This window comes from Pseudomonas fluorescens, assembly GCF_902497875.1.
Taxonomy (GTDB): domain Bacteria; phylum Pseudomonadota; class Gammaproteobacteria; order Pseudomonadales; family Pseudomonadaceae; genus Aquipseudomonas; species Aquipseudomonas fluorescens_BR.
The window spans coordinates 65,210-80,335 of the sequence record NZ_CABVHY010000001.1 but is presented as its reverse complement, the minus strand read 5'-3'; the positions used below and the strand labels follow the sequence as shown (position 1 = coordinate 80,335).

At 61.8% G+C, this 15,126-nt stretch carries 10 protein-coding genes; 2 read left to right on the top strand and 8 right to left on the bottom strand.

Going from position 1 to position 15,126, the window contains the following annotated elements; genetic code table 11:
- Positions 1–16: 16 nt before the first annotated feature.
- From F8N85_RS00390 to tssB, 8 genes are all read right to left on the bottom strand, one after another.
- Positions 17–2,392, bottom strand: a complete 2,376-nt coding sequence (locus F8N85_RS00390; protein WP_150801724.1) for a type VI secretion system Vgr family protein — start codon at positions 2,390–2,392, stop codon at positions 17–19.
- Between the two features lies 1 nt (position 2,393).
- Positions 2,394–5,063, bottom strand: a complete 2,670-nt coding sequence (gene tssH, locus F8N85_RS00385; protein WP_150801723.1) for a type VI secretion system ATPase TssH — start codon at positions 5,061–5,063, stop codon at positions 2,394–2,396.
- A 146-nt stretch (positions 5,064–5,209) separates the two neighbouring features.
- Positions 5,210–5,704, bottom strand: a complete 495-nt coding sequence (locus F8N85_RS00380) for an Hcp family type VI secretion system effector (protein ID WP_150801722.1) — start codon at positions 5,702–5,704, stop codon at positions 5,210–5,212.
- A gap of 15 nt (positions 5,705–5,719) precedes the next feature.
- Positions 5,720–7,363: an OmpA family protein gene (locus F8N85_RS00375; RefSeq protein ID WP_318183201.1), complete on the bottom strand. Its 1,644-nt coding sequence runs from the start codon at positions 7,361–7,363 to the stop codon at positions 5,720–5,722.
- Between the two features lie 106 nt (positions 7,364–7,469).
- Positions 7,470–8,153: a type VI secretion system protein TssL, short form gene (gene tssL / locus F8N85_RS00370; protein ID WP_150801720.1), complete on the bottom strand. Its 684-nt coding sequence runs from the start codon at positions 8,151–8,153 to the stop codon at positions 7,470–7,472.
- A complete protein-coding gene (gene tssK, locus F8N85_RS00365) occupies positions 8,150–9,505 on the bottom strand; it encodes a type VI secretion system baseplate subunit TssK (protein WP_150801719.1) in 1,356 nt (451 codons plus the stop codon). Before tssK ends, tssL begins: the two co-directional genes overlap by 4 nt.
- Positions 9,506–9,545: 40 nt before the next feature.
- Positions 9,546–11,084, bottom strand: a complete 1,539-nt coding sequence (gene tssC, locus F8N85_RS00360; RefSeq protein WP_150801718.1) for a type VI secretion system contractile sheath large subunit — start codon at positions 11,082–11,084, stop codon at positions 9,546–9,548.
- Between the two features lie 34 nt (positions 11,085–11,118).
- The gene (tssB, locus tag F8N85_RS00355) at positions 11,119–11,622 is read right to left on the bottom strand and encodes a type VI secretion system contractile sheath small subunit (RefSeq protein ID WP_150801717.1); all 504 of its coding nucleotides are present in this window, start codon (positions 11,620–11,622) and stop codon (positions 11,119–11,121) included.
- 468 nt (positions 11,623–12,090) lie between these two features.
- On the opposite strand from tssB, the gene F8N85_RS00350 reads away from it, so the two are divergent.
- Both F8N85_RS00350 and F8N85_RS00345 read left to right on the top strand, forming a co-directional pair.
- On the top strand, positions 12,091–14,049 hold the full coding sequence (locus F8N85_RS00350; protein WP_224795603.1) for an amidohydrolase: 1,959 nt from the start codon (positions 12,091–12,093) through the stop codon (positions 14,047–14,049).
- 105 nt (positions 14,050–14,154) lie between these two features.
- Positions 14,155–15,018, top strand: coding sequence for a LysR family transcriptional regulator (locus tag F8N85_RS00345; RefSeq protein ID WP_150801716.1), 864 nt, complete (start codon positions 14,155–14,157; stop codon positions 15,016–15,018).
- Positions 15,019–15,126 lie beyond the last annotated feature (108 nt).

Here is a 15,126-nt window from a genome sequence, read left to right as displayed (position 1 = left end):
GTTGTGCAAAAAGATGTCAGCCGGAGAAATCCGTACGCCCCGGGGACTCGCTTGCATGCTCGGTCAAGCGAGCTAGCGGCGGCATTTGAAGCACCTGACTCGCTGGGCCTCGGGCCTCGAAATGCGCCGCCTTGACGGTGTAGTCACCCGCCGTGCCCGATTCGATGCAGCACGCATCCAGGGTGATGTAGCTGCCACCGGCGTTGAGGGTGATTTTCTTCTTGGCGGTGATGCGGATCTCGTCTTCGGTGCTGGTGATGTCCAGCTCATGGCGAGCCATCAGCTCGATTTTGTCGTTCTGCGCTTGCACGCTCACCGGTCCCTGGTTGGCGATCAGCTTGATACCCAGCTTGCGCACGAACAGGCTCAGCCCCTGCCCCACGCCGATGAACAGGCGTTTGACCACGCTGATGTCGGCCTCGCCTCCGGCGTTGAGCATCAGGTTGTTTTGCGCCGCCAACTGCAGGTGCTTGCCGCTGGTCAGGGCGATGCCCTGGGGCGCGCTGAGCAGCAGCACCGATGACTTGAGCTGCGCCAGGTCTTGCTTGAGCAGGTTCAGTTGCGCCTGCACATCGGCCGGGTCGGTCTGGCTGGCCTGGGCGTCGACGGAGAGGTTTTGCAGTTGGTCGCCGGCCTGTTGCAAGCGCTCCATCGCGGCGCTCATGTCGAGCACCGGGCCCTGCGCCTTGGCCTGCCCCTCGGCACTGATGAACAGGCCTTTCCCTGCACGAATGGCGCCCCAGTCATCGGTCCGCAGTTCAAACCCTTCCCCGCGCTTCTGCTTCTCGGCATCGACCACATGCCCCAGATTCAACTGACTCTTGCCGCCATACTCGGTACTGAGCTTGATGTGCTCCTGCCCGCGCGTATCGTCCATTCGCAGTTTGTTGTTGGCCGGGGTGCGCAGCACGTTGCGCTTGTAGTTTTGCAGGGTGACGGGATCGGGGTGGCGGTTGTCGTGCAGGGCATGGGCGATGTAGGGGCGGTCCGGGTCGCCCTGTTCGAAGGCCACCGCCACTTCGGTGCCGGCGAGCAGGGGCAGGTGCAGGCCGTGGGTGTCGCCGGCGTAGGGCCGGGCCAGGCGCAGCCAGGCGCTTTCCTGGCCGATGGGCCATTGATCGCGGTCGAACAGGAAGTTCACTTTGTAGCGCCCTTGCAGGTCGATATGAGCGTAGGGGTCGTTTTGCCGCGAGCTGGTGACGCGGGCCGGCACCGTGCCGGCGATTTGCGGCTTGGCCGGCAACGGCGGGCGGAAGCAGACGTTTTCCGCGTAGGGCATCGCCTCGAAACGGGCTTCGAAGCTGGCATCGCGCGCGGCGTGGGTGCTCAGCCGGGTGATCACCGCGCCGGGGGCGAAGGCCTGCGGCGCGCCGCCGGAGATCTTCAGCACCTGGCCGGGGGCCAGGCTGGCGCTGCTGCTGACGCCGCTGAGGTGGGTCTGGGCATTGAGGTAGCGCTCGTGGCGCAGGCGTGCGTAGAAGTAGCCGCTTTCGCTGGGCAGGTCTTCGTAGTGTTGGTAGCGGTCGCCGAGCACGCGGTAGGGCTCGGCGTAGTGGTAGGCCTCGCCGTAGGTGGTTTTTGCGCCCCGGCTGTGGTCGATGTCGCCGTCGAGGTGGGCGCTGGCGTCAAGGTCGTGATAGGCGCGGATGTTGACGTGCTGTTCCACCACCTGGTGGTGGGTCTGCAGGTGCCATACGCCGTCCTGGCCGCTGCTGTTCAGCCCGCCGGGCGGGCGGTATGGCAGCTCGACGTCGAACTGATAGGCGCGCTGGTCGTCGTGGAACTCGACGACGTCGATGCGCAGGCGTTCGTCGCTGGTGAAGCGGTACCAGATGCCGACCTCGGCCAATAGCCGGTCGATGAAGGCCAGGTCGCTTTCGCCGTACTGCATGACCTGTTCGCGCTTAGGGTATTCGCGGTGCAGGTCGAAGAAAAAATCCTGCCCGCGGAAGTCGTGGCGGCTGCGCAAGATCTGCTCGACGATCTCCGGCACCGACTGGTGCTGGTAGAGGCGAAACTGTTGGCCACGGCCGAGCAGCGCCAGGCGCGGCTGCAGGGTGATTGCGTAGCGGGCTTCGTCGTGGGAGCCGGACAGGCGCTGGAAGCCGGTTATCACCCCGTGCAGCGTGCGCAGCGGTTTGACCGGGGGCGCGCTCAGGCCGAGGAACGGCAGTTTTTGCGGCGCGCCATGCAGGCTGAAACTGGCCTCCTGGTTGAGCAACTGGTCGGCGGCCAGGTCCTGCTGGGGGCAGGTGAATTCCACGCCGTAGCTGAACGGCTGGCTCAGGCGTTCTTCGCCGTGGAAGGCCAGGACGTCGAGCCGTGCCTCGACATTGCGGACGCGGAGTTGGTGGCGGCTGTGGTCGAAGAAGGTGCGCAGTGGGCTGGTCATGTCAGGCCTCCATGGCGACGGGTTGTGCCGCGTCCGGTGCGTCGGTGAAGTGCAGCGTGATGCCTTCATCGTCGCTGTAGCCCAGGGTCACGCCGTGGGTTTTCTGCCGGGCCGCCTGGCGTTGCAGCAGCTGTTGGCTGAGCACCGGCAGGATCTGCTGGTTGAGCAGGCTGTCGATGTTGCGCGCGCCGGAGTCGGGCAGCAGGCAGGCGGCAACCAGGGCATCGTTGAGGGGGTCTTCGATCTGGCAGTCCAGGCCGTAGTGGCGCTGCAGGCGCCTGGCGACCTGGGCGAGTTTGAGGGCGACGATGCGCTTGAGTGCGTCGGCTTGCAGTGGGCGGTAGATCAGGGTCTGAAAGCGTGCCAGCAAGGCCGGCTGGAAGTGCTCGCGCAGGATCGGCCGCAGCAGTTCCTGCAGGGCGTTGTCAGGCGTGTCGGGCTGCTCCTGCAGACAGGCTTGCAGTGGGTCGCTGCCGAGGTTGGAGGTCATGAGAATGACGGTGTTGCGAAAGTCGATTTCGCGCCCTTCGCCATCGCGCATGAAGCCGCGATCGAAGACCTGGTAAAACAGATTGAGTACGTCGCGATGGGCTTTCTCGACTTCGTCGAGCAGTACAACGCTGTAGGGCCGTTGCCGCACCGCTTCGGTGAGCACACCCCCTTGGCCGTAGCCGACGTAGCCAGGGGGCGAGCCTTTGAGTTGGCTGACGGTGTGGGCTTCCTGGTACTCGGAGAGGTTGAGGGTGATCAGCGACTTCTCGCCACCGAACAGGCTGTCGGCCAGCGCCAGGGCGGTTTCGGTCTTGCCGACGCCACTGGTGCCCACCAGCAGGAAGACGCCCAGTGGCGCTTTTTCTTCGGTCAGGCCGGTCTTGGCCGCCCGCAGACGCTGGGCCAGAGCGCTCAGGGCAGGGTCCTGACCAATGACACGCTCAGCCAATTGCTGTTCCAGCGCCAGCAGGTTGGCGTGTTCGTCCTTGAGCAGGCTGCCCAGCGGCACTCCGGTCCAGTCGGCGATCACTTCGGCCACGCTGCGGGCGGTGACGTCGAGGCAAAGCAACGGTTGGTTGCCTTGGGCCGTGGTCAGTTGTCGTTGCAGCTCCGCGCAGGCGTCCATCCGGGGTGGTTCCGCCTGGCGTGCGGCGAGCAGTTGCTGTGTCAGCTCGAGTTGGTAGCGGTATTGCTGCTCCAGCTCGATCTGCTGGCGGTGCAGCTCGGCCTGTTGCGCAGCGATCAGCGTCAGACGCTCACTGGCGCTGCTGCCGCTGAGTTGCCGATCCTCTTCCAGAGCCTGGCGCTCCAGCTCCAGAGCGGCCTGACGGGCCTTGAGTCGGACCAGCGCCTGCGGTTCGCAGTCGAGGCTCATGCGCACTCGCGCGCTGGCGGTGTCGAGCAGGTCGACGGCTTTGTCCGGCAGTTGGCGGCCGGTCAGGTAGCGCCGCGACAGGCTGACCGCGGCCTGTACCGCCGCATCCTGGATGTGCACGCCATGGTGGCTGGCGTAGCGTGCCTTGAGGCCACGCAACATGAGGCTGGCATTGGCGTCGTCCGGCTCGTCGACCTTGACCCTCTGGAAGCGCCGCTCCAGGGCGGCGTCGCGCTCGAAGTACTGTTTGTATTCGCTCCAGGTGGTGGCGGCGATGGTGCGCAACTCTCCACGGGCCAAGGCGGGCTTGAGCAGATTCGCCGCGTCGGCACCGCCGGCCTGGTTGCCGGCGCCGATCAGGGTATGGGCTTCGTCGATAAATAGCAGCACCGGGTTTTCTGACTGCTGCACGGCCTCGATGACGTTTTTCAGGCGTTGTTCGAATTCGCCTTTGACGCCGGCGCCCGCTTGCAACAGACCCAGGTCGAGGGTGCGCACACTGACCGCCTTGAGGCTGTCCGGGACATTGCCCTGGGCGATGCGCAAGGCCAGGCCTTCGACCAGGGCGGTCTTGCCCACCCCGGGTTCGCCGACCAGGATCGGGTTGTTCTTGCGGCGGCGACTGAGGATGTCGATAACCTGACGGATTTCATCGTCGCGGCCGAACACCGGGTCGATCCGCCCGTCCCGGGCCTTGGCGGTGAGGTCCTGGGTGAATTTGTCCAGCACGGCCTGCAAGGCATCGTGCCTGGCGGCGCTGGATGGGGTAGTAGCGAGCAGGTTTGGCGACGCTTCTATTTGGCCCAGGGCAGTTTCTTGCTGCACCTGTGGACGCTCTTCGGAATGTTGATCAAGTAATGGAAGCACATGCTGCAACTGAGTATCGCTGAGGCTGAGCAGCGGCCAGGCAGCCTCGCAAGCCAGCAGGCCGGGAGTCTCCAGCAGCGCACCGAGCAGGTGTACTGAACGCAGGTAATCATTGTTCTCGTCGTCCAGCGATGCACGAAGCCAAGCGTTCTTGATCAGTAGCTGCAACTTGCCACACAACTGCGGCTTGCTCTGCACACTGCGCGGCAGGCTGTCCAGATGGTCGAGCAACCCGCGCCAGAGCGCGTCCATATCCCATTCGTAGCGGCGCGCGATGAGGGTCAAATCACCCTCGCCTTGCTCCAGCAGCTTGAGCAACCAGTGCTCGATGCTGATCTGCCCATGGGCACGACTTTGGCACAGCGAAGCCGCCGCACTCAGCGCCTGGACGCAGTAGGGATTGAGGCGACGAAGCAAACGGGTGGAAGGGTGTGCCATGGGGGTGCGTCCTTGTTCTGGATTCTCGGCGCGTAGTCGGTTGTGCAAGCGGCGGGTCGATGTGTCTGGTTGAACGCCCGCGAACGGACGCTCAACCCGGCACACCGGGACCAGCAGACAGAGGCCCGTCTGCTGGCTCTCTCACGTCAAGCGCTCTGGCGTTCGTTCCATGAATCGGAGTGGGTGATGTTGCCGTCCTTGTAGGTCCAGGTGACCTTCTCGTAGCGCAGTTCAACTTGCTCGAGGTGGTTGTGCTTCTCCTTGGTCGGGTCCTTGACGTCGTGCATTTTCGACGCGACTTTCACCACTTTGACGTTTTCCAGCGTGGTGACGAAGTACTCGACTTCCTGGCCTGCGTGGTCGATGCGGTACCACTTGAATTCGGCGAACTTGAGGGTCTGCCCGGTGGCCGCCGCCTTGTACAGATAGGGGCTGGAGGCATCGATTTCCTTGATGAACTGGAATGGCGTGTGAATACGGGTGCCTGTCAGCTTGCCAGTGTTGTTGTCGGTGGGGATGTACAGGCTATGGTCCTGGGCTAGCACCTCGATGCTACCCTCGCGTCCTTGCACATCCACCGAACCTGCGATCTCCTGGCCGGCGTCATCTACTGCCAGCCACAGGTAAATCGGAATTGCCATGTGAAGCTCCTTTTCTCAAAAATGAATGCCGCTGATTGCGACAGGGGGTTGTCTGTCCGGCCCCGCAGTGGGGAGCACACAGGCCCCCACTTCCGGCACCAGACGGATATCGACGCGACGGTTGGCCGTGCGCCCGGCCTCGGTGTCATTGCTGGCGATCGGCTGGCTGGCGCCAAAGCCCTGGACAGCGAAGCAGTTGTCGGGGATATCGCTCATGCGTTGCATCCAGTCATGCACCGCGGCGGCTCGGGCGCGAGACAGCTTGAGATTCAGATCGGCGTTGCCCGTGGCATCGGTATGCCCGGTAATGACGATCAGCCAGCCTGACTGGGCCTTGATGTCGACCAGGGCATTGATCAGCACTTTGGTCGAGTCAGGCTTGAGCTGGGCGCTGCCCGTACTGAACAGTGACAGGCTGTCCAGCCGCACCGGATGGGAAACCCCTGCTGGCATTGGCGCCGCCGACGGCTGACGGTGACTGGCAATCACCGCCAGCAGCAGCGCCCGCAGGCGTTCGCCGCGATACAGGCCCAGGCCTAACGACAGGGGTGCGCCCTGTCGGTAGTAGCTGTCCAGACGTGTGGCGTCCTCGTGGAGCACCGCCACTGCCTTTTCGCGCAAGGCGAACTCGGGCCGGTCACGATGTTGCGATGGGGAAATAGACGTATAACGACGCAGGTCATCACTGACCTGACGTACCAGCAGGGTGTTCTGCCAGGCCGAGCTGGCCAGGGCAACGATGCCGGCAACCGTGAACAGCCACAGAGCGATCAGAACCGCGCTGTGTATCGGGGGGCGCTGGACGTGAGTGGGTAGCAGGTGTAGCAAGGGATCGGGAAACGGCAATGATGTGTCCGGCCCGGGGGAAATCTGCCTGGTATCAACCAGCGCAATCTTATCGCGCAGCCATTGCTGCCACAGATTGCCCGTCAGCGTCCGGGGAAGCGCCGGTACCAGGGCGATGGCGCAGGCCACCGGCGGACTGACGAGGTTGCGGGCTTCGCGGGTCGTCAGGTGTGGCAGCACCGCTTCACTCAGCCAGGCCGCAGCGCTGTTCAGTTGTACGCAACCTTGCAACCGTGCGGCCTGCGTTGTGGAGTCAGCCGCCTGCCGTTGCCAATCGGCCAGGCTGACGCACGCACCCGCCTCGCGCACGCTGGGGCTGGGCTGTCCTGCCTCCCAACTGAACCAGGGCCCTTCGCCTCGCGAGGCTTGCAGGTAGCTCACCAGCAGTAGCGGCAACGCTATGCCGCGTTGGCGAGTCAGGCTTACCTGGTAGCCGAAGGCGCGGACCTGGCCGGCCAGTACGGCGGCGTCGGTGTGCTCACCCGGGTTGGCGATGAACATGACGCTGAGCTGCCCACCCCAGTCCGGGCGCAAGGCCACCAGGCTAGCGGCCACCACCGGTAGCTGCTCCAGATCGGGTACCGGCAGATAGCAACCTTGCTCGGTCACGCGCAGGGCCAGTTGTTCAGCGGGAATCGCGCCAAACAGCCCGGCTAGACCATCACCACAAACCAATACCACGGGTTGGCGGTAGGCAGCAGGTGGCAAGGAAGTGCTGTCGGCCAGGACCAATGACTCGCACAGCTGCGCTGCACGCCGCCCCGCCCGGATCCAGGCCACGGCAACGAAGACCACAGTGGTTAGAACAGCCATCGCCCGCATCCCGGCTGCAAGCGGAATGATAGCCAGCAGCGCCAGAACTAGCGCACCGGCCCACAGCCAAAGGCCTCGTGTCAGCTTGAGCGTCATCAACGCCCCCTCACGCCTGGCCTGGCAAGAGCGTGGCGATCACACCGCCCAACAAATGATCCAGCCCCCACCAGACACCGACGAGCAACAGGCCCACCGCCAAAACATGGGCTCGTGGTGATCGCAACCCGCGCAGGCTGCTGATTTGATGGCCGACACGCGCTTGTGTGGTTAACCCATGGCTGAGTTCCAGTGGCGCGACTTGCGTATTGAGGGCTGCCAGCAATTGCTCACGTTCGGGGTCGTTCACATCGCGGTAACGGCCGCGAAACCCCAGCATCAACACCCGCTGGAATGCCGTCAGCACATGCCGATCCGGTGCGGGCTCGCGCAACACTTCGCGCATGTCTTCATACAGGAACTCACCGGCTTGGTGACGATTGAAGAACTTGGCCTGCATAGGCTCGCGGACCCAGGCGGCATGGGCCTCGCCTTTGGCACCGGTGAGCAAGGTTTCATCCAGCAAGGCGCATTGAGCGTGGCTGATATGGTCGATGCTGCGCTGGCTCAGGCCGGCATGCTCGAGCAGTCGGCGAACGTGCTCAATCTGCTTCGCGCAGCGCTCCCACAGATCCAGGCTGTTTTGCGCCGAGGCGCCCTGCCGCAGCTCTACTACCAGCAGGTAGCTGTCCTGCAACAGCGAGTCGATATCCACCGCAGCGGCGGTGTGTGTTTTGAGGGCGATCAGGTTCATGTGCGCAGCACCGCGAACAGTTCAAGTTTCACCTCGGCCAACGTGCTCGGAACGTAGAAGGCACAGACCCCTGCAGCCAGCATGGCCTGCCCCTTGGCTTGACTGAGATCGAGGGCGAAGTACTGGTTTTCGAGACGTAGCGGAATGGCCGCCGGCACATGGCTGAGCGACTGCAAAGGCACACCGTCAAGCGCGGCGTTGATCAGTTGATCGACATCATCCGGTGTACCGACCTTGCACAGACGTGGGAACTGGCTCTGCAACTGCACGGCCGGCAGGCGGCAACGCACCGACAGATAGAAGTCGGCGCCGTCAGGCTCACGCAGGCGTAGATCGTTGAGGGTGACCTGCCAGCGGTTGGCAGCGCTTTCCTCCAGCTTCAGCGCAATGACCCGCGACGGCAGGCTCGCCTCGAGCAAGGAGGAGATAGTGCCCATCAACGGCGCAAATACACTTTCCAGGTGCTCGTGCCGATAGGCTGGAATCTTGTCGATATCGTGTTCCAGTGAAAAGGTCAGCAGGCTGCCGGCCAGCTTGACCAGATCCAGATACACCTGCTCGGGGTGACGCGCGGGATGAGCCTGGAGATCAGCCAATACCGGCTGGTAGGTGTTCAAGGCATTGAGTAACCAGAACAACGAGACATCGGCCACGGCGAAGTCAGCCATGCGTTGGTTGCTCTCGCGACGCATGCCCATCAGCCGTTGACGCTTGGCGGATAACTGGGTCAGCAGATTATCAAGCTGTGTCAGCAGCCCGGGATGAGCCGCGAAGCTGAGCAGCGGTGGCACGTAGGCTGGATCGAGACTCCAGGCACCCTGCCCGTCTCGCACCAGACGCGCGACCGGGCAGGTCAGGTAATCGGCGTTCTCGTCGTTATCCAGGCGCAGGCTCAGCGCGTGTTCCAGCACTGCAATGGACTGCACCTCGTCTGCGTAGACGTCCTGCACCTGACGCCAATCCTGGCGATAGCGCGTCGGCCGATCGGCCCTGGCATCCTCGAACAAACAGTTGTTGCCATTGCCCTGCTCCAGCGGCAAGGCAAGCAGCAACGTCGCGGCCTGGATGTCATCGGACAGCAGTCGGGCCAACTCCAGGGCGGGGGGCAGCCGATCCGCGTGATCGCTATCGACCAAGGTGCCATCGGGCATGCGCACGCGCACTTGGGTTGCCTTGAGTTTCCCCAGGCGCAGGGCTTGCGGGTCAAACGCCAGCGCCTGCACCCCCCAAGGGTGTACCAGGGACAGATGGGCGAGACTCTCGTTGGTCCAGGCTTCCCAGCGTGCCTGTTGCTGGAATTGCTGCGGGCACAACAGAGCCCCCGCGGCCCACAGGGGGCGGTCGATCTTCATGATGTCGTTTCCCTACGCAGTGGCTTAGGTTTGAAGTGGCTTAGGCCTTCGCCTTGGGCATCTGCGAAACCAGCGACAGATTGACGTCCATGCCTTCCACCTGGAAGTGCGGCACGGCATACAACTTGACGCGGAAGAAGCCCGGGTTGTCCTCGATGTCTTCTACGGTCACCTTCGCATCGCGCAGCGGGTGTGAAGCTTGCAGAGCGTCGCCCGGATCGGTCATTTCGGTGACTAGCCCACCGATCCATTTATTCAGTTCCAGCTCCAGCAAGCGCCGGTCCTTGGTGGTTCCGATGTTCTCGCGCTGGATCAGTTTCAGGTAATGGGCGATGCGCGACAGCAGGAAGATATACGGCAAGCGTGCATTGATCCGGCTGTTGGCGGTGGCATCGGCGGTGTCATACAGCGCCGGCTTCTGGGTGGAGTTAGCCGAGAAGAAACACGCGTAGTCGCGGTTCTTGTAATACGACAGAGGGATGAAGCCAAGGTTGGCGAATTCGAATTCGCGAGTCTCCGGAATCATCACTTCCGAAGGAATCTTCACCTGGTTGCCCGTGCCCAGATCGTACAAGTGAATCGGTAGCTCGGTGACCGCGCCGCCTGACTGTGGCCCACGAATCTGCACGCACCAGCCGTTAGTGATGAAGCTCTTGACCATGTTTGCAGCGAAGGCGAACGAGGCGTTGGTCCATAGATACTTGTGGTGATCCGGGCCCTTGACGCTTTCGATGTAATTGAAGCTGCGTACCGGAACGGTGTCCGGGCCATAGGGCAAGCGACCCAGCACGCGCGGCATGGTCAAGCCGATGTAACGGGCATCGTCACTGTCGCGGAACGCCTTCCATTTGATGTATTCGGCACGGTCGAAGTAGTTGCCGATATCCTTGATGGCGGCCACCTCCTCCATCGACTCCTTGCCAAAAAACGCCGGGCCAACGGAGCCAATGAAAGGCATGTGCGCTGCCGCCGCCACTTTGGAAATATTGCGCAGCAAGGCAATATCCTGCGGACTGCGGTCGAACTCGTAGTTGGAAACGGCCGCGGCGATCGGCTCCCCCCCCGGAGTGTCGTACTCCTGGGTGTAGGTATGCATATACAGGCCGCTCTGGGCGATCTCCGGTGCGTCTTCGAAATCTTGTACCAGGTGATCCTTACTGATATCCAACAGTTCTATACGTACGTTCTGGCGAAAATCGGTTTGATCGATCAGCGATTTCACGCCGCGCCAGGTCGACTCGACGCGCTGGAAATCAGGGTGGTGCATCACGGCATCAAGTTGACGACTGATCTGCGCATCCAACGACGCAATGTGCTCATCGAGCAGCGTCTTATCCAGACGCTCGACTTTCTGCGACGATTGCTTGAGCAAATTCAGGAACACGCTGACGGCGGCGGTCACCCGTTCATCGGCAGAAGCCTCGGACAATGCCTCAGTGCTCTGAAAAATTTCGATACCACCCAGTTCTACAACCGGGCTGAGATTGATCTTGCTGAACAGCGCGCCATATACGCCTTGGTTTTCTTCAGTCAATACAGCAGCGTCGCGCGAGTGTGCGCCAGAATGTTCTACGGACATTATGGAAACTTCCTTTTAAACCAACCGAGGTGGATTAACGATTTTCTTGGGCAGCCAGGGCGGCCAATTCGGCTCGCAGCTCGTCACTCAGCGCATCGTCCTTGAGGATGCGTTCCAGTTCGTGACGGAAGGTGGCGTTGTCCAACAGGTTCGACTTGAGGTCGCGCAGCAGGTTGCGCATGGCCAACAGGGCACGTAGTTGCGGAATTTGCCGCGCCACCTGCTGCGGTTCAAAATCCTTCATGGCCTGGAAACTCAACTCGACAGAAGAGTCGGAGTCGTCATTGACCAAGGTATTTTCCACCGCCAGTTTCAGACCCGGAGAATACTCGGCCAACACGCTGTCGAAGTTGCTTTTGTCAATGTCGATCTTGCTTCTTTCGGATAATGGACGCTGCTCTCTGCCGTTACTGTAATCCCCCATCACCATCAACTTCAGTGGCAACTCGACTTTTTTCTGCGCACCGCCGGTGTGTAAATCGAGCTTGATGTTGACCCGAGCCTTGGGCACTTCATTTTGAAAACTGCTTGAAGCCATAATTCCTCCAGACACCTGCGCGACAACTAACGCCATCACGAAAACCAATAAGACTGGAATTCACAACTTTAGCCGGCCCACTACAAATAATTGCCAGCCACAGCACATAAATTCCTTTTTATATACGGATAAACAACCTACGCGAGATGCACTAGATCTCTTCCCTACAACAATGAATCATCTCCAACGGCTATTCCACCCCTCCGGAGCATCACCAAGTAACTTCCGGCGCACTTTCGGAAACAGCCTACAATCGGTTTCTCGAAATCTTCTGCAAACCAACTGTTTCAGTTCTTGACACACTGAAAGCCCTTTCGATCACCTGCCTCAAACAATCCAAAACGCATGGGTGTTTTCCGGATACAGGTATTTGCTCTCCCCGTTCGTCCTACGGACCATGGGGTGTGGATTTTCGGTCTATATTTCTCTGCGGTGCTTCCAGGCCCCTGTCACGCGGAGAACCCCAGCATGAGTCCAGCTGATGACCACGACGGCTTCAATCGCCGTCGCGTCCTGCAAGGCCTTTCAGCAGGTGCTATTGGCGCCTGGATCAGTCCACTCATCGCAGGGAGCAGTACCCTGTCCAACGCCCCGGCCGATCTGATTCTGTACAACGGTCGCCTGCACACCGTCGACCGTGACAAACCGCAGGCCACTGCCGTCGCGATCAAGGACGGTTTGTTCATTGCCGTCGGCAGCGATGCCGAGGCCATGGCCCTGCGCGGCGCCACCACCCAGGTCGTCGACCTGCAACGGCGCACAGTGATTCCCGGGCTCAACGATTCACACCTGCACCTGATCCGCGGCGGTCTCAACTACAATCTGGAACTGCGCTGGGAAGGCGTGCCGTCATTGGTCGATGCCTTGCGCATGCTCAAGGACCAGGCCGAGCGCACACCGGCGCCGCAATGGGTCCGGGTGGTCGGTGGCTGGAACGAATTCCAGTTTGCCGAACGGCGACTGCCGACCCTTGAAGAACTGAACAAAGCCGCGCCGGACACTCCGGTCTTCGTCCTCCACCTCTACGACCGCGCCCTGCTCAACCGCGCGGCGTTGAAGGTGGTCGGCTACACCCGCGACACCCCGAACCCGCCGGGCGGCGAAATTCAGCGCGATGCCAAGGGCGAGCCCACCGGCATGCTGATTGCGCGCCCCAACGCGATGATCCTCTACTCGACCCTGGCCAAAGGGCCGAAGCTGCCGCTGGAATATCAGGTCAACTCGACCCGCCAGTTCATGCGCGAACTCAACCGCCTCGGCGTGACCAGCGCCATCGATGCCGGCGGTGGGTATCAGAATTACCCCGACGACTACCAGGTCATCCAGCAACTGGCACGCGACCAGCAACTCACCGTGCGTATTGCCTACAACCTGTTCACCCAGAAGCCCAAGGAAGAGCTGAGCGACTTCAAGAGCTGGACCAGTACCTCGAAGTACGGCCAGGGCGATGACTTCCTGCGGCACAACGGTGCCGGGGAAATGCTGGTGTTTTCGGCGTCCGACTTCGAAGACTTCCTCGAACCGCGCCCGGACCTGCCACAGACCATGGAGCAGGAACTGGAGCCGGTGGTCCGGCACCTGGTCGAGCAACGCTGGCCATTCCGCCTGCACGCCACTTACAACGAATCGATCACGCGGATGCTCGACGTGTTCGAGAAGGTCAACCGCGACATTCCGTTCAACGGTCTGCCGTGGTTTTTCGACCATGCCGAAACCATCACGCCCCAGAACATCGAGCGGGTCCGCGCCCTCGGTGGCGGCATTGCGATTCAGGATCGCATGGCCTTCCAGGGTGAATACTTCGTCGAGCGCTACGGTGCCAAAACGGCCGAGCACACGCCGCCGATCCAGCGCATGCTTGCCGAAGGCCTCCCGGTCGGTGCCGGCACCGATGCCACCCGGGTGTCCAGCTACAACCCCTGGACCTCGCTCTACTGGCTGGTCAGCGGGCGTACCGTCGGCGGCCTGGAGCTGTACCCACAGGGCTTGAGCCGCGACACCGCACTGGAGTTGTTCACCCACGGCAGCGCCTGGTTTTCCTCCGAGCAAGGCAAAAAAGGCCAGATCAAGGCCGGCCAGCTGGCGGACCTGGTCGCGCTCTCGGCCGACTACTTCAACGTCGACGACGAGGCCATCAAATGGATCGAATCGGTGCTGACCGTGGTCGACGGCAAGGTGGTACACGGCACCCTGGAGTTCGACAAGCTTGCTCCACCCGCCGTGCCGGTGATGCCGGACTGGTCGCCGGTGGTCAAGGTGCCGGGTCACTGGAAGCCGACTGCGCCGCTGATGGCGCAGGTTCACCACTGCGTCGGTCCTTGCGCGGTGCACGCCCACAGTCATGAGCGCGCGCGGTTATCGTCAGTGCCAACCAGCGACTTCCAGGGGTTCTGGGGCGCGTTTGGCTGTTCGTGTTTTGCCTTTTGATGTGAGTTGCGGCGTTGACTGTTTCAGGCCACCAGACCCATCGAAATGGGTCGGGTCGCCTGCGCTTGCTTTACACTGCAAGCCACTTTCAATACCGGGATGCCCATGGACATCGATCTAGCCCGCACCTTCCTGGAGATCGTTCGCCACGGAAGCCTGGCCTCGGCGGCCGAGAAGCTGCACGTCACCCAGACCGCCATCACCGCACGAGTGCAAAAACTCGAGAGCCAACTCTCCAGCACCTTGTTCGTGCGCAATCGCGCCGGTGCCCGGTTGACCCCGGATGGCGAAGCGTTCGTGGTCTACGCCAACCAACTGGTGCAGACCTGGGAAGCAGCCCGTCGCGATCTGCCACTGCCGGACGGTTACCGTAACGTGCTGCATATTGGCGGTGAGGTCAGCCTCTGTAACCCGCTGATGCTCAGCTGGGCTCGCGAGTTGCGCGAGAAGATTCCCAGCCATGCCTTGCGCACGGAAATTCGCGATGGCGAAAGCCTATTGCGCCAGCTTGAACTGGGGGTGCTGGATGCGGCGCTGGTCTATCAACCGGAATATTGGCCGCGCCTGCAAGTCGAACAATTGCTGGAAGAGAAACTGATTCAGGTGCGCCTGGTCGCCAACCCCGAGCCCTATATCTATATCGATTGGGGCAAAGACTTTCGCCGGCAACACGACGCAGCGTTGCCGGACAAGGCAAAGGCCGCCCTCAGCTTCAACCTCGGGCCACTGGCGTTGCAATACATCCTCGAAAACGGCGGCTCGGGTTATTTCCGAACCCGAGTGGTGCAAAGCTACCTGAACAGCGGCGTACTGGAACGGGTGCCCAAAGCGCCGGAGTTCAGTTACCCGACTTACCTGGTGTATTCACGGGATCGCGATTCGACCACCTTGCAGCTGGCGTTCGAGCTGCTCAGAGAAGTGGTCAAGGCCGACGGTGACTGGTCGCAACGCTGGGATCCGCTGATTTGATCTGTAAGGCCTGATCAGCGAAACACCTTCAGCGCGACCCACATCGCCAAGATCGCAGCCTGCGGCAGCTCCTACACTGGGATTGATATACACCCGTAAAATAGCGCA